This is a genomic window from Sedimentibacter sp., from assembly GCF_038562225.1.
Taxonomy (GTDB): Bacteria; Bacillota; Clostridia; order Tissierellales; family Sedimentibacteraceae; genus Sedimentibacter.
Genome location: NZ_JBCFAS010000003.1, coordinates 71329 through 96669 on the forward strand (window position 1 = coordinate 71329; position 25341 = coordinate 96669).

Annotated in this window: 22 protein-coding genes, 1 other RNA gene and 1 riboswitch; of the genes, 18 read left to right on the forward strand and 5 right to left on the reverse strand. The window is 42.0% G+C overall.

The annotated features are described in order from the left end of the window. The first annotated feature begins 97 nt into the window (after nucleotides 1-97). Nucleotides 98-197, forward strand: an RNA gene (gene ffs, locus AAGU76_RS12230) — signal recognition particle sRNA small type. A 34-nt stretch (nucleotides 198-231) separates the two neighbouring features. On the opposite strand, the gene AAGU76_RS12235 is transcribed toward ffs, so the two are convergent. Beyond that, nucleotides 232-807: an XRE family transcriptional regulator gene (locus tag AAGU76_RS12235; RefSeq protein WP_342485791.1), complete on the reverse strand. Its 576-nt coding sequence runs from the start codon at nucleotides 805-807 to the stop codon at nucleotides 232-234. A 240-nt stretch (nucleotides 808-1047) separates the two neighbouring features. On the opposite strand from AAGU76_RS12235, the gene AAGU76_RS12240 reads away from it, so the two are divergent. The 6 genes from AAGU76_RS12240 (at nucleotide 1048) to AAGU76_RS12265 (ending at nucleotide 7811) form a co-directional block, all read left to right on the forward strand. Further along, nucleotides 1048-2079, forward strand: a complete 1032-nt coding sequence (locus AAGU76_RS12240) for a BMP family protein (RefSeq protein ID WP_342485792.1) — start codon at nucleotides 1048-1050, stop codon at nucleotides 2077-2079. An 82-nt stretch (nucleotides 2080-2161) separates the two neighbouring features. Continuing rightward, nucleotides 2162-3685: an ABC transporter ATP-binding protein gene (locus tag AAGU76_RS12245; protein ID WP_342485793.1), complete on the forward strand. Its 1524-nt coding sequence runs from the start codon at nucleotides 2162-2164 to the stop codon at nucleotides 3683-3685. Continuing rightward, on the forward strand, nucleotides 3678-4730 hold the full coding sequence (locus AAGU76_RS12250) for an ABC transporter permease (RefSeq protein ID WP_342485794.1): 1053 nt from the start codon (nucleotides 3678-3680) through the stop codon (nucleotides 4728-4730). The genes AAGU76_RS12245 and AAGU76_RS12250 overlap by 8 nt, the downstream gene beginning before the upstream one ends. Beyond that, nucleotides 4724-5665 (forward strand): ABC transporter permease, encoded by a 942-nt coding sequence (locus AAGU76_RS12255; RefSeq protein WP_342485795.1) that lies wholly within the window; start codon nucleotides 4724-4726, stop codon nucleotides 5663-5665. The genes AAGU76_RS12250 and AAGU76_RS12255 overlap by 7 nt, the downstream gene beginning before the upstream one ends. Nucleotides 5666-5741: 76 nt before the next feature. After that, a complete protein-coding gene (locus AAGU76_RS12260; protein WP_342485796.1) occupies nucleotides 5742-7127 on the forward strand; it encodes an amidohydrolase in 1386 nt (461 codons plus the stop codon). Nucleotides 7128-7295: 168 nt separating this feature from the next. After that, nucleotides 7296-7811, forward strand: coding sequence for an ECF transporter S component (locus AAGU76_RS12265; RefSeq protein ID WP_342485797.1), 516 nt, complete (start codon nucleotides 7296-7298; stop codon nucleotides 7809-7811). A 45-nt stretch (nucleotides 7812-7856) separates the two neighbouring features. Here AAGU76_RS12265 and AAGU76_RS12270 read toward each other — a convergent pair whose 3' ends face one another. Together AAGU76_RS12270 and AAGU76_RS12275 are read right to left on the reverse strand one after the other, a co-directional pair. Then, nucleotides 7857-8249 (reverse strand): hypothetical protein, encoded by a 393-nt coding sequence (locus AAGU76_RS12270; RefSeq protein WP_342485798.1) that lies wholly within the window; start codon nucleotides 8247-8249, stop codon nucleotides 7857-7859. A gap of 19 nt (nucleotides 8250-8268) precedes the next feature. Continuing rightward, complete coding sequence (locus AAGU76_RS12275) at nucleotides 8269-9627, reverse strand: GerMN domain-containing protein (protein ID WP_342485799.1); 1359 nt, start codon at nucleotides 9625-9627, stop codon at nucleotides 8269-8271. A 143-nt stretch (nucleotides 9628-9770) separates the two neighbouring features. On the opposite strand from AAGU76_RS12275, the gene AAGU76_RS12280 reads away from it, so the two are divergent. Together AAGU76_RS12280 and AAGU76_RS12285 are read left to right on the forward strand one after the other, a co-directional pair. After that, on the forward strand, nucleotides 9771-10055 hold the full coding sequence (locus AAGU76_RS12280; RefSeq protein ID WP_342485800.1) for a hypothetical protein: 285 nt from the start codon (nucleotides 9771-9773) through the stop codon (nucleotides 10053-10055). A 63-nt stretch (nucleotides 10056-10118) separates the two neighbouring features. Next, nucleotides 10119-10316 (forward strand): hypothetical protein, encoded by a 198-nt coding sequence (locus AAGU76_RS12285; RefSeq protein WP_342485801.1) that lies wholly within the window; start codon nucleotides 10119-10121, stop codon nucleotides 10314-10316. A 98-nt stretch (nucleotides 10317-10414) separates the two neighbouring features. Here the strand turns inward: AAGU76_RS12285 and AAGU76_RS12290 are convergent, their stop codons facing one another. Continuing rightward, the gene (locus AAGU76_RS12290; RefSeq protein WP_342485802.1) at nucleotides 10415-12394 is read right to left on the reverse strand and encodes a S9 family peptidase; all 1980 of its coding nucleotides are present in this window, start codon (nucleotides 12392-12394) and stop codon (nucleotides 10415-10417) included. Nucleotides 12395-12517: 123 nt separating this feature from the next. Between AAGU76_RS12290 and AAGU76_RS12295 the strand changes: the two genes are divergently transcribed. The 3 genes from AAGU76_RS12295 to AAGU76_RS12305 are packed head-to-tail and all read left to right on the forward strand — an operon-like array spanning nucleotide 12518 to nucleotide 15241. After that, nucleotides 12518-13561 (forward strand): M42 family metallopeptidase, encoded by a 1044-nt coding sequence (locus AAGU76_RS12295; RefSeq protein ID WP_342485803.1) that lies wholly within the window; start codon nucleotides 12518-12520, stop codon nucleotides 13559-13561. 18 nt (nucleotides 13562-13579) lie between these two features. Next, nucleotides 13580-14518 carry an AEC family transporter gene (locus AAGU76_RS12300; protein WP_342485804.1) on the forward strand — a complete coding sequence of 313 codons (939 nt, stop codon included), beginning with the start codon at nucleotides 13580-13582 and terminating at the stop codon, nucleotides 14516-14518. Between the two features lie 9 nt (nucleotides 14519-14527). After that, nucleotides 14528-15241 (forward strand): TrmH family RNA methyltransferase, encoded by a 714-nt coding sequence (locus AAGU76_RS12305; RefSeq protein ID WP_342485805.1) that lies wholly within the window; start codon nucleotides 14528-14530, stop codon nucleotides 15239-15241. Nucleotides 15242-15794: 553 nt separating this feature from the next. Here AAGU76_RS12305 and AAGU76_RS12310 read toward each other — a convergent pair. Continuing rightward, nucleotides 15795-16280, reverse strand: coding sequence for a flavodoxin domain-containing protein (locus AAGU76_RS12310; RefSeq protein WP_342485806.1), 486 nt, complete (start codon nucleotides 16278-16280; stop codon nucleotides 15795-15797). 234 nt (nucleotides 16281-16514) lie between these two features. Next, a riboswitch (glycine riboswitch) is annotated at nucleotides 16515-16611 on the forward strand. A gap of 108 nt (nucleotides 16612-16719) precedes the next feature. On the opposite strand from AAGU76_RS12310, the gene gcvT reads away from it, so the two are divergent. The 6 genes from gcvT (at nucleotide 16720) to AAGU76_RS12340 (ending at nucleotide 25310) form a co-directional block, all read left to right on the forward strand. Then, nucleotides 16720-17814, forward strand: coding sequence for a glycine cleavage system aminomethyltransferase GcvT (gene gcvT, locus AAGU76_RS12315; RefSeq protein ID WP_342485807.1), 1095 nt, complete (start codon nucleotides 16720-16722; stop codon nucleotides 17812-17814). A gap of 175 nt (nucleotides 17815-17989) precedes the next feature. Further along, nucleotides 17990-18364 (forward strand): glycine cleavage system protein GcvH, encoded by a 375-nt coding sequence (gene gcvH / locus AAGU76_RS12320; RefSeq protein WP_342485808.1) that lies wholly within the window; start codon nucleotides 17990-17992, stop codon nucleotides 18362-18364. A 9-nt stretch (nucleotides 18365-18373) separates the two neighbouring features. Beyond that, on the forward strand, nucleotides 18374-19711 hold the full coding sequence (gene gcvPA, locus AAGU76_RS12325) for an aminomethyl-transferring glycine dehydrogenase subunit GcvPA (RefSeq protein WP_342485809.1): 1338 nt from the start codon (nucleotides 18374-18376) through the stop codon (nucleotides 19709-19711). 1 nt (nucleotide 19712) lies between these two features. After that, nucleotides 19713-21170 carry an aminomethyl-transferring glycine dehydrogenase subunit GcvPB gene (gene gcvPB / locus AAGU76_RS12330; RefSeq protein ID WP_342485810.1) on the forward strand — a complete coding sequence of 486 codons (1458 nt, stop codon included), beginning with the start codon at nucleotides 19713-19715 and terminating at the stop codon, nucleotides 21168-21170. Between the two features lie 235 nt (nucleotides 21171-21405). Then, nucleotides 21406-22965, forward strand: a complete 1560-nt coding sequence (guaA, locus tag AAGU76_RS12335) for a glutamine-hydrolyzing GMP synthase (RefSeq protein WP_342486300.1) — start codon at nucleotides 21406-21408, stop codon at nucleotides 22963-22965. Between the two features lie 374 nt (nucleotides 22966-23339). Then, entirely contained in the window at nucleotides 23340-25310 is a 1971-nt protein-coding gene (locus tag AAGU76_RS12340) for a hypothetical protein (protein ID WP_342485811.1), read from the forward strand. Nucleotides 25311-25341: the final 31 nt, after the last annotated feature.

Sequence of the window (25341 nt, forward strand, 5' to 3'; positions counted from 1 at the left end):
TTAAATTTTTTATTGAAGCAACATTGAAATTTTTGACATTGACACACGGCACCATTTGTGCTATTATCTTAATGCACTCTGTTCGAGGCATAGTGAAAATCTGGTCTCGCGCAACGAAACCCTATGAACCCTGTCAGGTCCGGAAGGAAGCAGCAGTAAGTAGACCGTTTCGTGTGACGCGAGGAAGCCGGGCTGAATCTTTGCCGAGACAGGGTGCCTTGTTTTTTTGCACTATTCTTTCAGCTTGTACTGAGAAGTAGAAACTATGAGCATTTGAACTTCATCATCACTTTCGTTCATCCAGCGGTGCCCTATACTGTTGGGATAGTACAGGGTATCATGTTCATCCAGAATGTAGGCGGGATTGTTCTCAAGGTCAAAGGTAAGGGTTCCTTTCAGTATGAATACAAATTCTTCACCGTCGTGATAGTAATAAGGGCCTGAATCCGACTTGGGAGGCACTTGCACGATACTTCCCCACATTTCATTTTCACCCTTTGTTATGTTGGATTCCAGAAGTTCCTTTCCGTTACTTACGTTTCTTACAAATGTCATTCGTTCATTTTTTCGAACAAGCTTGATTTTATCTGAACTGTTTTCTATGAATAAAGCCGATACGGGAAATCGCAGAGCATTGCAGATAGCATTGAGGGACATCAGGTTAGGTGATGTTTTTCCTGTCTCTATTTGACTTATGGTTCCGGCAGCGACATTTGATTTTGCCGATAGTTCCCGGATTGACAGTCCCTGTTCCAGGCGTTTTTGTTTTATGAAATTGCCGATGGCCAGTAAATCTATGTCATCCATACTTTTTTCCTCCTGTTTTATGTCCTGTAATTATATCAGAAATCCACCGCGTTAGCAAATCATAAAAAAGTCTGCAGTCAAAAGGCAAAATACGAACATGACAAATTTTAGAAAATTTAATAATTCGTATTATTACGAATGCAAATAAAAATATTTAAATAATCATTGACTTTATTTATGCCATTCATTATAATGAACGCAACATATATAATAATTACATACGAAAGATGAGGATATTTTATGAAAAGGTTTTTGATTGTTTTGTTATGTTTGGCCATGGCTGTACTATCTTTGACAGGTTGCTCCAACTCTAAAGAAACAGTTCAAAAGGCTGAAGCACCTGCTGAAGAAACAAAGGCTGAAGAGCCTTTGAAGGTTGCTTTGTGCGTGTCCGGTGCAGTTAATGACATGGGCTGGAACCAGACTGCCTACGAGGGTCTGCTGGCAGTAAAGGAAAAATTCGGATGTGAAATTGCCTATACCGAAAACCTGGGTACGGCTGATATAGCTGCAGCGTTCACAGATTACGCAGCTTCAGGTTATGATATAGTGATAGGACATGGATTTGAATTCGGGGATCCTGCTCTTGAGGTTGCTTCTCAGTATCCTGAAACTAGATTTGTAATTACAGAAAGTGAAGCTGCCGCTGAAAATGTGGCATCATATGTAATGAAGTGCGAAGAGACAGCATTCCTTGAAGGAATGCTTGCAGCAAGCATGACAAAAACAGGCAAGGTTGGAGCCATCGGACCTATCCAAGGCGCATCGCTCGTTAAAATTGTAAACGGCTTTGAAGACGGAGCTAAATTCGTGAATCCGGACATAGAAGTTCAGACAGCATGGACAGGTTCATTCACAGACACTGCTCTTGCCAAGGAAGCAGCAACCGCCATGATCGAAAATGGAGTTGATGTTATAAAACACTGTGCCAACGAGTGCGGAACCGGTGCAATCAATTCAGCAAAGGATGCAGGCATCTATGTAATCGGAGACTCCTACGACCAGTATGAGCTGGCTCCCGGAACAATTCTCACTTCAGCAATCTACAATGTTCCTGTTGTAATAGAAACTGCTGTGTCAGATGTAATCAACGGGGAATTCAAGGGCGAGGTAAGGTACCTTGGAATGGCTGATGGAGTTGTGAGCCTGGCTTCATATCATGAAATGGAAAATGAAATACCTGAAGAAGTAAGAACTATGATAAACAACAAGATTGAAGAAATCAAATCAGGTGCCTTCAAGGCTCCTTATGATCCGGTAGTAAGACAATAATCACAATTACAATATGGAATTTAAATGTACGGTGCTGATATAATCGGCACCGTGCATTGTATTCTGAACTCAAGGAGACAACATGTCAATTTTAGAGATGAGAAACATAAGCAAATCTTTCAACGGGGCGCTGGTGAATGACTCCATCTGCCTGTCGGTTGAAAAGGGACACATTCACGCTCTCCTGGGAGAAAACGGCGCAGGCAAGACCACGCTTATGAATATTTTGTTCGGCATATACACTGCTGATGATGGCCAGGTAATATGGAAGGGCAGACAAGTTTACTTTGATTCTCCCATGGAGGCCATAGCCAGCGGTATAGGAATGGTCCACCAGCATTTTTCTCTGGTCAGGAAGATGACGGTTCTGGACAACATAATATTGGGATTGAAGCATTCAGCGCTGTTTATTCCAAGAGCAAGACTCAGGGCTGAAATAAGAAATCTTGCTGAGAAATACAACCTCAGCGTGAGCCTTGATTCAAGAATTAGTGATTTGTCCGTGGGAGAGCAGCAAAGGGTGGAAATATTGAAGGCACTGTACAAAAAGGCAGAACTTCTTATTTTGGATGAGCCCACCGGGGTTCTGACTCCGGAGGAAACAGAGCACTTTTTTGATGTTCTCAGAAAATTGAAGAAAGAGGGTTATGCAGTCATAATCATTACCCACAGAATGAGCGAAGTAATGGAAATCAGCGACATGGTGACGGTTATTCGCGACGGTAAAGTGATTGTGACCAAGAAGACATCCGAAACAAGCCCGGATGAGCTGTCTTACTACATGATAGGCAGAGAGACGGCCAAGTCTTATGATATGATACCAAAAAAAGAATCAGATGAAATTCTCATGCTGAAGAATGTGACGCTGAAGAAGCAAAGAAGGAAAGAAAGCCTCAAAGACATCACCTTGACTGTTTATGAAGGAGAGGTGCTTGGAATAGCAGGTGTGGACGGTAACGGGCAGAAGGAGCTTGCACAAGTCATAGCCGGAATAACAAGGCACACGGCAGGCGACATCATATACAAGGGAAAAAACATAAACAGGAGCAAGGTCAGGGACAGATTTGACAGGGGCATTTCATACATACCGGATGACAGGCATGCTGACGGTCTGGTGCTGGAAATGAACATCATGGACAATCTGATGCTGCGTGAATTCAGGAAAAAACCCTATTCAAATAAATTTGTGCTGAACAGAAAGGTTATAGCCTGTGAAGCCAGAAAATCCATGGAAGAATACCGCATAAAGGCTTCCGGACAAAGCCGTGAGGAAACGCCTGTTAAGCTCATGTCCGGCGGAAACCAGCAGAAGGTCATTGTTGCCAGGGAGGTATCCGGGTCGACTGAGCTAGTGATAGCAAATCAGCCTACCAGAGGGCTCGACATAGGTGCCACGGAATTCGTAAGAACCGCCCTGTTGAACAAACGAAACGACAATAAAAGCGTAATACTCATTTCTGCTGATCTGGAAGAAATCCTGGCTGTCAGCGACAGAATAGCTGTAATGTTCGAGGGCAAAATAATGGGAGTTTTAAAACGGGAAGAAGCCGATGTGAAGAAAATCGGACTTTTGATGGGCGGAATAGCCGAGGTGGAAAATGAATAAAAAAAAGGAATTAGTACAAATTATTTTCATAGTGCTTTTTGCCCTGACTGTTGCCACTGCACTGATTCTCCTGAGCGGAGCAAGTCCGGCGGAGGCATACGCCATGTTCTTCAGAGGTATATTCGGAAGCAAGGCGGGATTCCTGGAAATATTTGTAAAAGCAACTCCACTGATATTTACAGGACTGGGTTGCGCGGTTGCTTTCAGAAGCGGTTTCTTCAACATAGGGGCTGAAGGGCAGTTCTACATGGGAGCAGTTGCAGCAACTGCGGTTTCTCTGGGACTACCTGGACTGCCCGGAGTTCTGCGCATAGTTCTTTCATTTGTGGCAGCATTTGCAGCAGGAGGAATGTGGTCATTGATTGCTGCCATTGTTAAATCAAGGTTTAGAATTTCTGAAATAATTGTAACCATAATGCTTAACTATATAGCAATCAACTTCGTCGGAATTGCGGTAAGAACATTTCTGATGGATCCGGCAGGCAGCGTACCTCAGTCGGCAAAGATAGAGTCGGTTCTCCCGCTTCTGCTGCCCCCCTCAAGGCTCAATGCCGGATTTCTCATTGCTGTAGCAGCTGTTGCTATCACATGGTTTTTGTTGGAGAAAACAACGCTGGGATTTGAGATAAAGGCTGTGGGTCTCAACAAGCAGGCTGCTTCATGCAACGGCATATCTGCCGCAAGAAGTATCATAATAGCTGCAATAGTAAGCGGAGGACTGGCAGGGCTTGCCGGTGCTACGGAAGTCCTGGGAATTCAGAAGAAACTTTTGGAGGGAATTTCGGCGAACTGCGGCTACAATGCAGTCCTCATAGCACTGCTATCATCAAACAATCCGTTAGGCGTGTTCGGAGCATCCACAGGATTTGCTGCCCTTCAGGTAGGTGCAAATTCAATGCAGCGACAGCTTGGGATACCGTCGGCAATTGTGAACATACTGGTGGGTCTGGCAGTAATACTGATAATGTCAAAAGATTTGTTCTGCCGTAAACCTGCTGTTGTAATAAACAAAAAAGCAATCTTGAAGGAGGAGGGCAAATGTTAGAACAGGTACTTACAATTGGTTTTGTTACGGCGCTGTTGTCATCTGCGGTTCGAATGGCCTTGCCCCTCATGTACGCCGGACTCGGTGAAACCATTCTGGAGAAGACAGGAATCCTGAACATAGGAATGGAAGGCGTAATGTTAAGCGGCGCATTTTTCTCTTTTCTTGCAGCTTCATTTGCAGGCGGCAGCCTTGCCGGACTTCTGGGAGGTATAGCAGGCGGTATGCTCGTAAGTATAATTCATGGCGTTTTATGCATCAAGCTTGCAAAGGACCAGTCAGTGAGCGGAATTTCGCTTAATCTGCTGTTCCTTGGAATTACGAGCTTTTTGTTCAAGCTCATATTCGGCAGCAAGTCATACCACCAGATAGCAACCTTACCTGTTGTAAAAATTCCGCTTTTAAGCAGTATACCGGTTCTTGGTGAAGCGTTCTTCAACCAGGATGTGCTGGCATACATAGCATACCTGCTGATTATTGCTGCAGCCGTATTTTACAGAAAAACAGGTCTCGGCCTGAGCTTTTCCGCTGTCGGGGAAAATCCGAAGGCAGCAGAGCAGGCAGGAATACCGGTGAACAGGTACAGATATGCGGCAATATTGCTTAACGGCGCTTTGGGCGGAATCGGAGGAGCGCATCTGGTTCTTGCACAGCTAGGAGTTTTCAATGAAAACATGACTTCCGGGCGCGGCTACATAGCCTTGGCTGCAGTTATCCTGGGAAGGTATTCGCCTGTGGGAATGTTCGGAGCAGCATTGATATTCGGAATTGCCAATGCCTTGCAGATCAGGCTTCAGGCTTTGGGCGTTCCTCTGCCTCCGCAGGCTCTGGCAATGCTGCCCTATGTGTTCACGCTGGCAGCACTTCTTGGATCCATCGGAAAAAGCAACGACCCTGATGGGCTTGGCAAGATATATGTCCGTGGAGCAAGATAAATAAATATTTTCTTGCTTTTCAGATTGATCTATATGATACTGAAGTAACTTCTTTATGAATTCTGGGAGGAATAAAATGAAAAATAAAATTTTGATAAAAAACGCAAGAGCAATTGTTACATGTGACGGCGATGACATGGTGCATTATGATTCTGACATGCTGATTGAAGGTCCCGAAATAAAAGCTATCGGGAAGAATCTTGAATGTGAAGGTGCCGAGGTCATAGATGCGAGGGATAAGTTTGTTTATCCGGGACTCATCAACACCCACCATCATTTTTTTCAGACATTTGTGAGAAACATAATGTCCATCGACTATCCCAATATGCTTGTAGTGGATTGGCTTGACAAGATTTATCCTATATTTTCAAAGGTAACGGAGGATGTGATTTATTATTCATCTCTCACCGCCATGGCTGATCTGGTAAAGCACGGATGTACATGTGCCTTTGATCATCAATACTGTTACACTAGCGTATCCGGAAAGCATCTTGTGGACCGCCAGATGGAGGCGGCAGAAATGCTGGGGATCAGGTACCATGCAGGACGAGGAACAAACACCCTTCCAAAAAGCGAAGGAAGCACAATACCGGACGGCATGCTGGAAACCACAGACGAGTTCCTGAAGGACTGCGAAAGAATCATTGGACTTTACCATGATCCGAAGCCATTTTCCATGAAGCAGATTGTTGTTGCTCCATGTCAGCCCATAAACAGCTACAAGGAAACATTCACGGAGTCGGTTGCATTTGCCAGGGAAAAGAAAGTGCGCCTTCACACTCACCTTTATGAGGGAGACAGGAGCATAATAATGGACAGGTGTGGCAAAACAAGTCTTGAATGGTGCAATGACATAGGTTTTGTGGGACCTGACGTCTGGATAGCTCATGGATGGGAAATTGAAAAGGATGAGTACCGTTTTATGGCTGAAACGGGAACAGGCATATCTCACTGCCCGGCACCGGCTGTACTGGGCGGATTCCCCATACTGGACATCAAGGCACTTCTGGATGCAGGTGTGCTGGTGAGCCTGGGAGCGGACGGTTCTGCAACCAATGACAGCTCTAACCTTCTTGATGCGCTGAGGATGGCCTACATCATGCAGGCATATCACAGCAAGAGCAGGGGAGGCTGCGTTTCGCCCTATGACATGCTGAAGGTTGCAACTGTAAACGGAGCAAAAACTTTGGGAAGAAATGATTTGGGTTCTCTGGAAGAGGGCAAGGCAGCTGACCTGTTCATGATAGACACAGACGTTCTGGAGCTGACAGGAACTCTTCATGACCCTAAGAACCTGCTGGCGAGGGCAGGTGTAACAGGACCGGTTTGGATGACGATGGTAAACGGAAAGGTTGTATTCAAGGACGGTCATCTTACGGGTGTAGACGAGCGTGTGCTGGCGGAAAAGGGAGAACAAACCTGCACAAAGGTTCTTCGTTCACAGTTCAAAGAATATTTCTAAATCAATAACCGGTTTAGTTCAATGACAGTATATCCAATGTCATTCTGAGCCGGTTTTTTATTCCTTAAATTTCCGAAACTGTCACCTGGACAAAATATAAAACTGTATCTTTTAACAGGTACAGTTAATTGTATAATTATATTATATTAATTGTACAGGAGCTAAAACATGAAGGATAAAAACATAAAAGATTTGGTTTACACATCGCTTTTTGCAGCGCTGATATGCGTAGCTACGTTCATAATCAAGGTTCCGTCCGTGGTGACAAACGGATACACCCACCTGGGAGACGGATTCATATTCATAGCAGTAATTCTTTTAGGAAAGAAAAATGGAGCCTGGGCAGGATCCATAGGAGCCGCCCTTGCCGATATCATCGGAGGCTACAGCTACTATGCCCTTCCCACATTCATAATCAAGGGAGTGATGGCTCTCATTATGGGAAATGTAATTGAGAGACTTCCTGATACCAGAAACAAATGGGTGCTGGGAGCTTCTTTCGGAAGCATCTGGCAGATATTCGGATACTATGTGGTGGGGTCGCTGATGGTTGGAAATTTCATCACGACAATAAGCGAGATTCCGGGCAACGTAATTCAGTCGGTGGCTGGAATAATAGTGGCAGTGATGTTCCTGGCAGTTTTCAGGAACACTCCTATCGGAAGAGAACTTCTTGAATCATAACAAACAAAAAGGTCTGTCCCAAAATTCTGGGACGGACCTTTGTTGTTATGAGTTTTGTATGAACTTTATGCCGCATTTTTGACATGTGACGGCAATTTTTCCTTTTCCTCTGGGTGCGCGAAGCTGCTGATTGCAGTTGGGGCACTTGAAATATTTGTAGCTTCTGCCTGATCTGATCATGTTGTACTTTGATTTTGACCATGTCATGACAGGGGTGAAATATTTCATAAACTTCTGGTTTTCGCTGCGCCTTGCGGAAATATTTCTTGACATTGTCCTAAATACGCAGCCTATGAAGATTGCGTATGTTAAAAGTGTCAGTGTTTCAAGTCTGAAGGCGTCTCCTATGAATGTGAAAACCATTCCCGAAACCAGCATGGCAACAGTAAGCTGGTCTGTTCCGTACCTTCCTGTCATGAAATTTCTAAAGCCGTTCATTTAATTCCCTTCCTTCTGGTCATTGTTCATTTGTTATTTCCGGATTTATGAATTCCGGAGGGTATATGGCACCGGACAGGTCCTTTCCGTCGATGAAGCTGTTCAGGGCGTCACCGTTCACGGTTATTTTTATGCTGTCTACGCCGGGTATTGTATTAAATGTATATGCAAATGAATCAATCATCATCTGCCGCAAATCGTTCTTGCCGCTGTATGCTTTCAACAGGCTGTCACCAAAGTCAAGCATAAGCTGCGTTCCCTGAATTTTAGCGCTGTTTAGAACAACACCTTCCGGTATTGGGTTGATTCCGTAAGTCAATGATGTGTCCTTGTAGGCATCGAACAATTTCTGTGCCTTCAGCTCAGCTGTTTCACCTGAAGCTATTCCTGTCAGTGTTTCATCAGTTTTGAATTCAAAGAGATAGTATCTGCCGTCAATCTTGTATGCCATGTAGAGTACATAATTATCATCCGTGCTTGGAATGGCATTTACTTTATCTATACCGTGGAAATATGAATCCACATGCTTTCTGTCCACCGTGAACGTCAGGTTGTATATGGGCCAGTATCTTTTTACTGCGAAGATGGTCTTTCTGAACGCATCGTAAGCCATCAATCCCCCTGTGCTTCCGTTGTTGTAATTTGCATAGGAACCTGGAATGTCTATTACCACGTTGCCGTTGTTATAGGTGGTGTTTGTAACGTCTCCTATGACTGTCTTCAGGCTCCCTGAAACAGGTCCGTTTTGAAGCTGCTCGATGGCCATTCTTGTTATTGATTTATCTTCAACCACAAATCTGGTAACCGGAATCAAAGTGTCTGCATAGGGCGATGCAAAGTAAAGAGTAAGACCTTTCTTGCCGGCCTGGGCAGCATCGGATGCAGGATAGTAGGTTCCCTGAGTGTCATAGGTTACGCTGACGGAAACCGATGATTTGTTCTTGTCGGCGATGAGGTTTGAGCTGAATACAAAGCTGTAGGTGCCGTCCTCAAGTCCAAGTTTTTTCTGGCTTATGTCCAGAGTTGTGACCATCGGGTTAACCGTATCTATTGATATGGTCATGTTGTTGGAGGGAGAAACAAGCTCAAGGTTTGTCAGGTTTTCCTTAACTGCTGCGCTGTCCCTGTATATACTTACAGTGAAGATGCTGTTAGCAATGCTTTTTAACACTTCCTCCTTGTCGGACACATGATTTATGGTTATGGATTCGGGATTAAGAAGCTCTTTTTTGTCAGTTTCAAGCTTCAATGTGCTTTCCTCCGCAGGAGTCTCAATTTCGATGGTTCCTCTGTAGTCAATGGGCGAAAGATTAAATAAGTATGTTGATGAAAAAAGACCAATCAGAGCTATTATCACAATATTGCTGAATGTTTTCATGTTTATACCTCGGTTAAAATTATATGTCACTATTATATAACAAATCTTAATAAAAATATATAACATATTTACAATTTGTTGAAATGCGTATGTCAAGCCAAAAACCCACTCATATAATACTGTAAAATGATGGGAGGTGACATATGGACAGAAGAAATCCCGACCAGGAAATGTATGATAAGATGTGCGACATAATCGAACTCATTTGCATATTGAACAGGCTCACCAACAACAACTGCAGCAATGAATGTTCGAGGGATTGCCTATTGGACTTGATTGACGATGTTGAAGACAACAGATGCAATTGCAAGAAGCACCGCATGCTCCCGTGCTATGACGGCCGTGATGGTCGTGACAGGTTTTTTTGCGGCAAAAATGAAAATTTTGTTGATAAATTAATATTTTTTTTAAAATCATTAAATGATTAAATGCAGTAACAATAAAATCTCTTATGAATAATATATAACAAAATCAATTTTAGGAGGTACTATATGTTTGACAATATATTTGGAGATAGCGGAGACAGCTTACTGTTCTTCTTCCTGCTGCTGGTAGTTCTTGCATGTTTCTCAGGTGATGACGGATTATTAGGCGGAGTAGGCGGCTTCGGCGACAGCGACAGCTTATTGTTCTTCTTCCTGCTCTTGGTAATTCTGTTCTGCACATGCGGCGACAAAGGTCACTGCTAATCTGGTATAACATAGTACATTGATAAAGTCTTCCAGATGTCTGGAAGATTTTATTGTGTAAAAAACAGGCAGATTAATATCTGCCTGTTCCCATTAAATTATTTAAGGTGCTGTTCGAACCAGTTTGTCATTTCCTCGAGCCTTCTCACTCTGTGGCGGGGTTTCCCGCTTCTGCTCAGTTCATGGTTTTCTCCTCTGAACATGCAAAGTCTTGCGTCCACCCCGTGGTACTTGAGGGCAGTGAACATCTGAAGGCCTTCCGCCAGCCAGCATCTGTAATCTTCCTCGGAATGTATGAACAGTGTGGGCGTCACTGCCTGGTTTGCATACTTAAGCGGCGAGTGAAACCACATCTTTTCCACATTGTCCCAAGGAGTAGATGATATCTGGTCGGCGTTGAAGAAGTAACCGATGTCTGTGGTGCCGAATTTTGAGATCCAGTTGGATATGCTTCTCTGAGAAACGGCGCACTTGAAGCGGTCCGTGTGACCTATTATCCAGTTGGTCATGAATCCTCCGTAAGATCCGCCGGTGACACCTATGCGGCTTGAATCTATCTGAGGATATTTTTTTAGAACCTCATCAGTGAACTTCATCAGGTCATCGTAATCGATGGTTCCGTACTTGCCTCTTATGTCAGCAAACTCATCGCCTCTGCCGTCACTTCCCCTGGGGTTGCAGAAGAACACGAAGTATCCTTCATTTGCCCAGTACTGCATCTCATGATAGAATATTTCGCCGTAGACGGTCTTCGGTCCTCCATGAATGTCAAGAATTCCGGGATAGATCTTTTTTTCGTCGAAGTTGACAGGCTTTAATACATAACCTTCTATGGTGACTCCGTCGTTTATGAAGCTCAGCCTTTCAGGAACGGCTACATTTCTTGTTTCACAAATCTTCTCGTTGAATTTTGTTTTCTGTATTTCAGTTCCGTTTTCAAGGCTGTAAATTTCCTGCAGCTTAGTGCCCCTCATGCCCACAAAAATTATGCCGTCGTTGCATACGTCGAAGCAGTCAATGGAGCCGTTGTCTGAAGTGAGCTTTTCGATGGTTCCGTCAAGGGACAGCTTTTTAATGAATGAGCTTTTGCTTTCTGTGGATACGAAGTACAGGCAGTTGTCAAACACCCTTCTGTCTTTTCCGCTTCCGTAGCGGCAGTCAGACCCAACGGAATTGTGCATTCCAAAGTCATGGCTGCTTAAAAGGCGGGCATCTCCTCCCTTCAGGATGTAAAAGCTCATATTCTGGTTGAGTCCGTACCTGTCCATGGGGGTTGCTGCAAAGACTATTTCGTCTTCTACAAATTCAGCAAAATCAATAAAGTATTCTTCCTCTTCAACAAGCCTCTTTGACTGGCTAGAATACAAGTCATATATGTACAGCTCGTTTGTCAGTTCAAGCTTATTTGTGTAGTTCTGTGAAACGTAAAGAGCTTTGCCGTCTTTGGTACTGCAAAGATCAACATTTTCGAACTGGTTGGAGATTGAAACTATGTCCTTGGTGCCCTTGTCAAACAGGTAGAGCCTGTTTCTTTTCTTGTTGGTGAAGCCTTCACCGTTTGCCCAGAACGGTATTTCGTCCAGAACCTCATAGTCCTTGTTTTCCTTGATCTTATCTATGGCCTTGGCCTTCTCCTCACCCTTGTGGGAGTGCAGATTGATTCCGTAGTGGTCATAGGTTGCCGCAATGAGGAATTTTTCTTCTGCGAGTTTCTTTATCTGGTTCACGTTCATGGGGATGCGCATGTATTCAAAGGCTTCGCCTCCATGAATATTTATGGCGTAATATACAGTCCAGTGCTCGCCGTCTTCAATTTTTTTCTTCAGTTTTTCATCCCTCAATGACGGGAACAGGATTGTGTCATTGTCAAGCCATATGAAGTTTCCTTCCTTGTTTGAAGTTGTCAGCCTCTTGTGCTCACCGGTCATGCAGTTGTAAATCCAGATGTTTGACAGGTACCTGTTGTCGTCGTAATCCGCTTCGTTCACAACAAATGCTGCAAATTTCTTGTTTGGGGAAAGCTCCAGCCCAGACAAGAACCTGTAGTCTAAAAAATCTCTAAGTTTTAGGTTTTCCATGTTATACCCCCTTCTATGATTGCTATATGAATATTATATATTCAATTTTAAAGAGATGCAATTAAAAGTATTGAACTAAACAGTATCCAGGTAGTATAATCAACTAGTATACGGAGGTTTATGATGAATATTGAGTTGAACAGAGAATTTACACTGAAGCTGCTGGAGCAGATTATTAACATACCGAGCCCTACGGGATACTGCAGGGATGTAATTGCATTTATAGAAAAACTTGCGCTTGAACTGGGTTACAAATTTGAAAGAAACAAAAAAGGAAACGGCATAATTGAAATAGAAGGGGAGTCTGATGATTACTGCATAGGTATTCCGGTGCATGTGGACACGCTGGGAGCAATGGTCAGATCCATAAACAAACACGGAACAATAAGGTTCACATCCATAGGGGGAAACCTGCTTCCCACACTTGACGGGGAATACTGCAAAATACACACAAGGTCCGGCAAGATTTACACAGGCACCATTCTCTCCTCATCACCTTCGGTACATGTTTTTGAGGATGCAAAGACAAGGGACAGAAACGAAGAAAACATGATGGTGAGAATAGATGAGGCTGCTTCAAACAGGGAAGATGTTCAAAAGCTTGGTATTTCAACAGGAGACTACATATCCGTCGACCCCAAGTTCACCGTTACAGATTCAGGATTCATCAAATCCAGGTACATGGACGACAAGGCAGGCACAGCATGTGCTCTGAGCCTTCTTGAACTGTTCAGACGTCTGGGCACCAAACCGAAAAACAAGGTGAAGATACTAATATCCACCTATGAGGAGGTAGGCCACGGCTGTGCAAACATCCCCGATGACATTGACGAGCTTGTGGGCATAGACATGGGCTGTGTGGGTCTTGACCTTTCATGCACGGAACAGGAAGTGTCAATCTGTCCCAAGGACAGCTCCGGACCGTACGATTACGACATAACGGGAAGACTAATTGAACTGGCAAGGCGTCACGGCATAAGACATGCTGTTGACATTTACCCCATGTACGGCTCTGACGTTTCATCGTCACTGAAGGGCGGCAATGACATAAGAGGAGGCCTCATCGGCCCCGGTGTCCACGCTTCCCACGGAATGGAAAGAACTCACATTGACGGAATTGAAAACACAATAAAACTTATATACGCTTACCTGACAGAAGTACAATAACTTAAAGGATGGACTGAATTGGAAAATTTAATATTCTCGCTAAATGTGGTGGCTCCTATATTTTTGCTGATGGTACTTGGAGCCTTTCTAAAAAAAATCAAGATATTTGACGAGGAGTTTCTGATAAAGGCAAACAGCTTTGCATTTAAGGCTCTTTTTCCGGTGCTTCTTTTCAACAATATTTACAAAAGCAAGCTTTCAAGCGAAGTCAACATAAAACTGATTGTTTTTGCAGTGGTTGTTGTTTTTGCCATAATCGGCATAACACTTCTTACCGTGCCAAGACTTGAAAAGGACAACAGAAACCGCGGTGTTATCATCCAGGGACTATACAGAAGCAACTTCGTCTTGTTCGGTGTTTCACTGAGCCAGAACCTTTTCGGCAGCGAAGGGCTGGGAGCAGTCACTACGCTGGTTGCCATAATAATACCCATTTACAACTTTATGGCAGTTATAATTTTAGACATGTATTCAAATGATAAAAGCGACATAAAGGATAACTTCATAAACATAATTACAAATCCCCTTATAGTCGGTTCTGTCATAGGAATATTGGTTTCGGTTCTTCAAATAAAGCTTCCCATTTTCGTGGAAAAAACGATAAATGATGTTTCAAACATGGCCACTCCTCTGGCGCTCATGGCGCTTGGTGGCGAAATAAAGGTTCAGAACATTCACAATAACCTTAAGTACATTGCTGTTGTAACCACAGGCAGACTCATTGTAATCCCTGCAGCAGTGATTCTGGCTGCCTTGAGCTTCGGCTTCAGAGGACCTGAGCTGGGAGCTCTGTTCAGCATGGTTGCACCATCGGTGGCAGTTTCAAGCTATACCATGGCTCAGCAGTACGACTGCAATTACGAGCTTGCCGGTCAGTTGGTGTTTGTGTCCACAATGTTCAGCCCGTTCACCATATTCATGTTCATTTTCGTCATGAAGACAGTGGGCTTGTTTTAGGAGGTATTTATGGAAATTAAATCATACAAAAAAAGTTTTGAACATTCGTACACCTTTGGAATGTTTCCAACGGTGGAGCTCATTACGTCCAGGCCTCAGGCTGTGGTGAAGGTTCTTGTAAGCTCAAGCTACAGGTCGGACAATTCAATTGACATTTTCGAACTGTGCAGGAAACACAACATCAGGACTGAAATCAATGACAAGGCTATCAACAAGGTAGCTGACAAGGAAAACTGTTTTGTGGTTGGTGTCTTTGAAAAATACAGCTGCAGCTTAAGCAGCAGTCAATCCCACATAGTTCTGGTGAATCCCAGCAACATGGGAAACATGGGAACAATAATAAGGACGCTTGTGGGATTCGGCCTCAGCGACCTGGCTATAATCAGCCCCGGTGTGGATATATTCGACCCCAAGGTAATCAGGGCTTCAATGGGTGCCTTGTTCAGGGTAAATTTCAGGTATTACGACAATTTCGAACAGTACAGGGCTGAATTCAAGGAGCACATGATTTACACGTTCATGCTGGATGGTGCAAAATCGCTTAAGGATGTAAAACATGATGAATACAAAAAATTCTCGTTGGTGTTCGGAAATGAGGCAACCGGACTGGATTCAAGCTTTGCCGGTGCAGGAACAAGCGTGCTTATCAAGCATACGGACAGAATAGATTCCTTGAACCTCACAATTGCAGCAGGCATTGCAATGTATCATTTTTGCAGCTGATTGGAAAAACATGAATATAATAGAAATTAAAGGATAAATATTTGATAATCTAATGCAGATAATATATCTGATGAAGCTCTCAAGCTCATATATTATTTTAGAGAGGATGATTTAAAATAAAGAACTTTAATTTCAACAACAGAAAAGATAATAACAATGACAGGCTGTTTAGCACAGAAGAGCAGTCAAAACTTGACAGCCAGCAGAATTTCAGGGATCAGCTGAGAAATCTGAACGACAACAACAGAAATGATAACAACAGAAATGAAAACAGAAACGATAACAACCGTTTCGACAACAGAAATGACAACAACAGAAATGACAACAACAGAAACGACAACAACAGAAACAATAACAATCGTTTTGACAACAGGAATGACAACAACAGAAACGATAACAACAGAAACGATAACAATCGTTTTGACAACAAGAACGACAACAACAGAAACAATGAAAATAACAAGAACAGAAACAATAACGACAATTTCAGATAGTAATCTGATTTTGCCGCACTTGTTGTTTTTAAGAAAAAAACGGTCATTGACCGTTTTTTTTATACCATATTTTCCAATATATCATCTGCCATCCTGTTTATGCTTTCAGTATCAATCTCCAGCATCCTGTTATCCTGCCTGAAGGTTTTTTTCACCATCTTCATTATGAGCAGGTCAAAAAGCTTGTATGGCTTTGTTTTAAACCTTCCTCCGAAGCATTGTATTGAAAATGACTTGTCCAGAAGCTTTTTCGGGAAGTTGTGCAGCAGGTACTGGTTGACTTTTTCCGGAAAACCGCAGCAAATGTAAATGGCGGTCTTCTTTTTCATAAGAACATCCACGTTGTCCTTTATGAAATCAAGGGTTGATTGGTGTATGTTGTTAAATCTTATACAGCTGCCTATTACAACGACGTCGTAATCTTTGGGGTCAGGTTTTGACCTGGTCAGGTTTACGGTTTCTGCGCCGGGAAGTTTGTCAGCCAGCATTTTTGCACACATTTCCGTGGTGCTGTTGTTGCTTGCATACGCTATTAGAATTCTCATTTTGAGCTCCATTCTATAAGATAATAAAATGATAATATTATATTCATGAATTGTCAAGTTCATGAGTTGTCACAAATGTAACATTAATAAAAATGCATTAAGAACAAAACATAAAAGTAGTTTTTTTAACATGCAAAAACTATTGACAAAGGCAGATTTCAAGCATTATAATGATAATGTCAAACATATAGAATAATTTGACATAAAGATAAAAGTTAATAAATATAATATTGAGTGATGGGCACAGGAGAGTTCCGAAAGGACGCCGAAGAAGCAAATTGCACTGGTCGGGTGCAACGAAACTTTCAGGCAAAAGGGCTGTGTCCGGACAATACTCTGAATAGCAATCTGAGACAGAGGTAATGACGCACGTTGTTACGCTGTCTTTTTTTTCAGCAAAATTGGAAAATTTTGCAAATATATATTAAGGAGTGATGAAGTGAAAACGACACCATTATACGAAAAGCACATGGAGCTTAATGGAAAAATCATTGATTTCGGAGGCTGGGCGCTGCCGGTGGAGTACTCGGGAATCATACCCGAGCACGAAGCCGTGAGGAATGCTGCAGGACTCTTTGATGTATCCCACATGGGAGAAATAACCGTAAAGGGACAGGATGCCGAGAAATATTTGCAGATGGTTGTGACAAACGACATTTCGGTTCTATCGGAAGGGCAGATAGCATATACCCCAATGTGCTATACAGACGGCGGAGTAGTTGACGACCTTTTGGTCTACAAGTACAGCTGCACGGATTATCTGCTGGTTGTCAATGCCTCAAACATCCAAAAGGATTTTCAGTGGCTTGAATCACAGACATTCGGAGATGTCCAGGTAAGTAACGTATCTGACGAATATGCCCAGCTTGCTCTTCAGGGACCTAGGGCACAGGATATTCTGCAGAAGCTTGTTGTGATTGATCTTGATGAGCTTGAGTTTTATCATTTTGCAGATAACGTTAAGGTAGGGGAGTTCAGAGTTCTGGTATCACGCACCGGATACACGGGTGAAGACGGGTTTGAGCTGTACTTTGACGCTAAGGATGCTCCAAAGCTTTGGGATGCCATACTTGAAGCAGGAAAAGATGAAGGGCTTGTACCTGCAGGTTTGGGAGCCAGGGACACCCTTAGATTTGAGGCTGCCCTTCCGCTGTACGGACAGGAAATCGACAAGGACATAACTCCGCTGGAAGCAGGTCTTGGATTTTTTGTGAAGATGGGCAAGGAAAATTTCATAGGCAAGGAAGCTCTTGAAAAACAAAAGGCAGAAGGTCTCAAAAGAAAGGTTGTTGGATTTGAAATGGTTGACAGGGGAATACCCAGAAGCCACTATGAGGTTATGGCAGACAGCAGAAAGATAGGATATGTGACCACAGGAAGCTATTCTCCCACGTTGAAGAAAAACATAGGACTTGCGCTGATTGAAGCCGAGTACGCAAAGGAAGGAACGGAAATTGAAATATTGATAAGAAACAAAAGCCTGAAAGCAAAGATAATCAAAAAAACGTTCTACACGAAAAAATATAAAAAGTAAATCATTTTAATTAAGAATGAAGAGTGAAGAATTAAGAATTATAAGCTTATTGTATGTCATCCACATGGATGAAGGATCGTATTATGGCAATGTAAGTAAAAAAGAATTATAGAAAAACAATGCTAGTCAATGCTTGTGCATTGTCGAATTAAACTATCGTTATCAGGAGGATATTATGAAAGTATTGAATGAACTTAAGTATTCGGAATCACATGAGTGGATAAAGGTTGAAGGAAGTAAAGCATATGTGGGAATAACAGACTATGCACAGGATCATTTGGGAGATGTTGTGTACGTTGAACTTCCTGAAGTGGGAACAGATGTTGCAGCTGGAGACCAGTGCATAGTTTTAGAATCCGTAAAGGCGGCATCCGACGTGTACACACCTGTATCGGGAAAGGTTGTTGAAGTCAACGAAAATCTTTCCGACAATCCCGGCTCCATAAATGAAAATCCATATGAGTCATGGATCATGGCTGTAGAATTGTCTAATCCCGCAGAAATTGATTCGCTTATGAGTGCAGAAGACTACGAAAAAATATGCGATTAAGGAGATATTATGGCTAGATATATTGGAAATACTGATGAAGACAGAAGGCTGATGCTTAAGGAAATTGGTTATCCAGACATAGAATCTCTTTTCAAGGCCGTACCGGATTCGGTGCATTTGAAGGACAAACTGAACATTCCAGAGGCGTTGTCGGAAATGGAGCTTGTCAGGAGCATGAAAAACATGGCGATGGAAAATGTCAGCACCGATGACTGCGCATGTTTCCTGGGGGCCGGCTCCTACGACCACTACATTCCTTCTGCCATAGACCAGCTTGTTTCAAGGCAGGAATTTTATACAGCCTACACTCCCTACCAGCCTGAAATAAGCCAGGGAACGCTGCAGGCAATTTTTGAGTACCAGACCATGATCTGTGAGCTCACAGGCATGGCAGTTTCAAACGCATCCATGTACGACGGAGCAACCGCTCTCACGGAAGCGGCAATTATGGCATGCGAAGCCGTAAAAAGACCTGAAATCCTGGTTGCATCAACTGTTCACCCTGAAAGCCGCCAGGTTCTTAAGACTTATGCGCAGTTCAGGAACATGAAGGTTACTGAAATTAATTTCAGTAACGGCCAGCTGGACATGGATGACCTAAATTCTAAGCTGAGCAGTGACACAGCCGCCGTTATAATTCAAAGTCCGAACTTTTTCGGGATAATTGAAGACATAGGAAAAGCTGCAGACATGGCTCATGCAAACAAAAGCCTTCTGGTTGTAAGCGCAGACCCCATATCTCTTTCCATACTGAAAAGTCCAGGCGAACTGGGAGCAGACATAGCAGTGGGAGAAGGACAGTCATTGGGAAACCAGCTGAGCTTCGGAGGACCCTACCTGGGGTTCATGGCTGTAACAGAAAAGCTCATGCGCAAGATGCCCGGAAGAATCGTAGGCCAGACAAATGACGCTGAAGGAAACAGAGGCTTCGTGCTTACTTTGCAGACCAGGGAACAGCACATACGAAGGGAAAAAGCAACGTCAAACATATGCTCGAACCAGGCCCTGAACGCACTTCAGGTAACCATGTACCTGACATTCATGGGAAAGGAAGGGCTTAAGAAGGTTGCGGAGCTTTGCCTTAACAAAGCGCACTACGCTCATGATGCCCTTGTTGGTACGGGAAAATTCAGCCCATTGTTCACCGCTCCTTTTTTCAAGGAATTTGCGTTGAAAAGCAGCGAAAATGTGTATGATTTGAACGGCAGGCTCTTAGAAAGCAAAATCATGGGCGGATATGATCTAGGTAAGGATTACCCGGAGCTTGAAAACGGATGGCTTGTGGCAGTGACCGAAAAAAGAACAAGACAGGAAATAGACCTGTTGGCAGGAAAGGCAGGGGAGTAGTATGCAGAAACATAAGTCATTGATATTTGAAATGAGCCGCGAAGGAAGAAAGGCATATTCTCTTCCCGAGTGCGACGTGCCCAGTCTTACCATAAATGATGTGATTGACAGCAAGTATCTCAGACAAGAGCTGCCCATGCTTCCGGAGGTCAGCGAGCTTGATGCGGTAAGGCACTTTACGCAGCTTTCACAGAGAAATCACGGCGTGGATTCGGGCTTTTATCCGCTGGGAAGCTGCACCATGAAATACAACCCAAAGGTCAACGAGCAGGTTGCAAGGCTTGAAGGCTTTTCAAAAATTCATCCCTGCCAGCCTGAAAGCACGGTTCAGGGGGCTTTGAAGCTCATGTACGACCTTGGAGACATGCTTTCTGAAATTACAGGCATGGACGGTTTCACGCTGCAGCCGGCAGCAGGAGCTCACGGGGAACTGGCAGGGCTCATGATAATCAAAGCATATCATAACAACAATAATGATTTGAAAAGGACGAAAATAGTTGTTCCTGATTCTGCCCACGGAACAAATCCGGCATCTGCCGCAGTGGCAGGATTTGATGTGGTAGAAGTGAAATCAGCAGAAAACGGACTGGTTGACATGGAGTCCCTCAAGGCAGTAATGAGCGATGAAGTAGCAGGCTTCATGCTCACAAACCCCAATACGCTTGGGCTGTTTGATTCAAACATACTAGAAATTTCAAAGATAGTCCATGAAGCAGGCGGGCTTATGTACTATGACGGTGCCAACGCCAATGCCATACTTGGAATTTCAAGACCCGGAGACATGGGATTTGACGTTGTCCACCTGAACCTGCACAAGACGTTCAGCACTCCTCACGGAGGAGGAGGTCCGGGAGCCGGACCAGTTGGTGTCAAAAAGAATCTTGTTCCGTTCCTGCCGGTACCCGTTGCAGCAAAAAAAGAAGAAAAGTACTATCTTGATTACGACAGACCTCTGTCCATAGGAAAGGTGAAGTCGTTGTACGGCAACTTCGGCATACTTGTGAGGGCATATGCCTTCATCAAGAGCATGGGTCCTGACGGCTTGAAACAGGTGGCGGAAAATGCCGTGCTAAGTGCAAACTACATTGCAGGGAAACTCAAGGACAAATACTACCTTCCTGTTGACAGGGAATGCATGCATGAATGCGTGCTGTCAGGAGACTGGCAGAAGAAGAATAGCGGAGTGTCAACACTGGACATCGCCAAGAGGCTTTTGGACTTCGGGTTCCATCCGCCGACAATCTACTTCCCGCTTATAGTTTCTGAGGCAATGATGATAGAGCCAACGGAAAGCGAAACCAAGGAAACGCTGGATGAATTCATTGCTGTCATGAGACAGATAGCTGATGAGGCAGAAAACGACCCTGAACTGGTGAAGACTGCTCCTCACACAACAGTTATTTCAAGGCTTGATGAAGCATCGGCCGCCAGAAAGCCAGTGCTTAGATACACAAATTAAATAATTAGCCGCCAAATGTCAGGCGATGAAACAGAGTAACATCCAGCACGATTCGAAAACCTTCCGGACAATCGGATTATATGCCTGGATGTATGGACTGTTCACCACCCGGCAAAAAGGCGGCTTTTTATTGAAAGCAGATTTTGGTTATTATTATAAGGTAACGTTTGACTTTTCAAAATTGTTTTTATTTAATTGACACTCAATGCATTTTTTGATAATCTATATTAAAAATATGGTCGAAAAAACAAAGGAGCAAAAAATGATATTAATAGTTGATTTTGGTGCACAGTACAGTCAGCTTATAGCCAGAAGGGTAAGAGAAGCCAACGTGTATTGCGAAATAGTGCCGTACACATATACAATCGATAAAATCAAAGAAAAAAATCCACAGGGAATCATATTGTCAGGCGGTCCGGCAAGTGTTTATGAAGATCAGGCTCCGTCAATTGACAGTGAGATATTCGAACTGGGAGTACCGGTGCTTGGAATTTGCTACGGCGGACAGCTCATAGCTCAGAAGTTCGGCGGAAAGGTAAACAGAGCCGATTCAAGGGAATACGGAAGAGTGAAGCTTGAAGTTATGGAAGGCGACAAGCTGTTCAGTAACATAGAACAAAATTCGCTGGCATGGATGAGCCATACGGACTATATAGAAAAATCTCCGGAAGGCTTTGAGATAACCGCAAAAACAGAAACCTGCCCCGTATGCGCCATGAGAAACACACAAAAGAACATCTATGCCGTTCAGTTCCATCCTGAAGTAGAGCACACGGAAAAGGGAAGAGAAATCATAAGCAACTTCCTGTTTAATGTTTGCGGTATGACAAAAGACTGGACTATGGGTAATTTCTGCGAAGAATCAATTGCCAAGATAAAGGAAATGGTTGGAGATAAAAAAGCTCTGTGCGCACTGTCAGGAGGAGTTGACTCATCCGTAGCTGCAGTGATGGTGCACAAGGCTATAGGACAGAACCTGGTATGCGTGTTCGTAGACCACGGCCTTCTGAGAAAAGACGAAGGGGATCAGGTTGAACAGGTGTTCAAGGAAAAGTTCAACATGAACCTCATAAGAGTTAACGCAGGGGAAAGATTCCTTGGAAAACTTGCCGGCGTTACTGATCCAGAAACAAAACGTAAAATAATAGGCAATGAATTCATCCGCGTATTCGAAGAAGAAAAACAGAAGCTGAAGGAAGAATTCGGACATATAGATTACCTGGTACAGGGAACAATTTATCCTGACGTTGTTGAAAGCGGAACTGCAACAGCTCAGGTTATAAAGAGCCACCACAACGTTGGAGGACTTCCTGAAGATGTCGACTTTGAATTGTTGGAACCATTGAGACAGCTGTTCAAGGACGAAGTGAGACAGGTGGGAAGAGAACTTGGAATCCCGGAAGAAATAGTTGAAAGACAGCCGTTCCCAGGACCTGGTCTCGCAATCAGAGTTCTTGGCGAAATCACTGAAGACAAACTGCACATCGTAAGAGAAGCAGATTTCATATTCAGAGACGAAGTTAAAAAAGCAGGCCTCCAGAACAAAATATGGCAGTACTTCGCATGCCTTCCCAACATCAGAAGCGTAGGTGTAATGGGAGACGGCAGAACATACTCACATACAGTAGCATTAAGAGCTGTAACATCAACAGACGGCATGACATCCGACTGGGCAAGAATCCCATACGAAGTATTGGAAAAAGTAAGCAATAGAATAGTGAACGAAGTGGACAATGTAAACAGAATAGTTTACGATATCACCTCAAAGCCACCAGCTACTATTGAGTGGGAATAAAAAAATTTCAATTTATTTAATATTGGGTTAGTATGAATTTAGGATAGATGGTTTTGATTATACTGTATTTTTCAGTAATCAGAGCCATCTATTTCATTGTTTTTAAGGAGGCATTCCCAATGAAAAATTTACAAGGAAGAACGACGATTAAAATAAGAAAGAATTTACAATTATGCAATTGTGAGTCAAAGAGAGACTATCACCGAAAACAATCAAAAGCTATAGGAATAAGTTTTGTAATTGAATGACAGGTCGCAGTATGCTAAAATAATATAAAATAAGGTATTGTTATACTATATATCCAATAAATGTAATAATATAATATGGTATCAAAATAAAAAGTATTTCTATTAAATCAGAAAAGAGGTATTTGAATGAAAAAATATATTAATGCTATATGTATTTTTTTATTAATAATAATTAACTTTACTGGCTGCAAAGGTTTTAATACTGGTAATTCAGGTGACGTCAGTACAACTGCAGATTCTAACTTAGAAATTGATGATAAAGATAATGCAAACGATTATGGGAATGAAAGTAACGATAAAGCAGCACAAAACATAGATATTGTCTTAGAAAAAAAAGAAAACTCTAAACAAAACGGTGATGAAAAAAACAATAAAGAAGATAAAAATTTTATACCTTTAGAAGAAGCAACTCGTGAACAGCTAAGTTTTATTAATATTAATAAAAATATAAATGGTAATACAATTAGTTTTAATTTAGCGGATACACATATTTCATCTAATTATGTTTATTTTAATGAGTATTATGATTTTGTAAGAAACTCTACAAAAATATTATATTGTGAAGGATACGATGATAAATATAACACTGATGAGATTCAACTAAGCATGGCAAAAGAGAAATACAATAGTTTTCAATCCTATGAAACTCCACTTACTATTAGACAACTTGCACCATATGCAATTTTCAACGGTTATAACGAAGATTCTGAAATAATGAAAGCTGAGAGCTTTAACTTTGGTTATGATATGTGGCAAACTACTTTTAATGCATTTATAAAAAGAAATGATGGTGGAGAAACATTCAATATGATAATTGATCCTGCTTATATGTATGGAATACCTGTCTATCATCATGAAGATGATTTATGTGAGTTTAATATTAATGGTCTGAACATAAAAGCGGATACGTTGGAATTTAATTCCAAAATTGATATAGATATGACAGGACAAAATACAAAAGAAAATATTGATAGTTTTGATGTTATAGGTTCTAATTATATATATGCTACAATAGAAGCTGATTGTTTATTAGTACAGTATAAAGTGGGCTCGGATGAAACCGAATATTCAAATACGGCAATATTAACAAAATGTACTCCTATAAATGAAGATACGGCTGATATTTTAATGAAATCTTCAGATTTAGATTTTAGTGGCGAAAACAAAGATCCAAATATGCAGATAGTATATAATTCATTAATATCTAATTTGAATACTATAATTAATGAAAAAACCTTAGGAATTACATTATTGGATTTAGACTTTGATAAATTTCCAGAATTATTAGTTTCTAGACAGTCTAGTTATATTGATTTTAATAGTGAAGTTCAAAATGCTGTTGATGTAGAAATATATAGAATCAATGATAATGAATTAAAATATATTGATACCCTGTATAATTATCATAGAGTTATTGGCAATTTAAGTAATGTTATAGCAATAAAAAAATTAGATGATGGTTCAAAAGCATGGTTTAATATGTCATACAAAAATAGACAGAATAATAAAGTTGAGGATACAGATTATTTATTTACCTTGGAAGATGATAAATTGATATTTACTGAAGCTTTTAGGGCAGAAATTGTTATAGATCCTGATGATTCGGGGAAAACAATTACTAATTATTATTATTTTGGTGAATTAATGGAGTTTGAAATAAGTACAGAATATTTTGAAGAAACAGATGAGAATATACCATATTATACATGGAACGATATAACTTATGCATACGGTGACTGGGCATTCTTTGGATTTTTAAAGCAAGAATATTGTGCAGACATGAGAGAGAATTCTTTTAATTTATACTCTGATTGGATTGCTAATTTAAATGATTATAAAGAAGTATCTCAAAAAGAGTTAACCATGAGGATGATACATCACGAACTGGCTTATTTAGTAGATGCATATTATTTAGGTGAATATAGTCCTGAATCGTGTAACTATTATTTTGAATTTTTGGGGGGGTTTGCAAAACCTGTTATATATCTTTATCCAGAGATAGAAACAGAAGTTGCTGTTAGTTTAGAGTTAGACGGTGCATTAACATGTACATACCCAACATATAAAAAGTGGATGGGAAGTAACTGCCAGAACTGATGGAACATTAATTAATAAGGATGACGGCAGA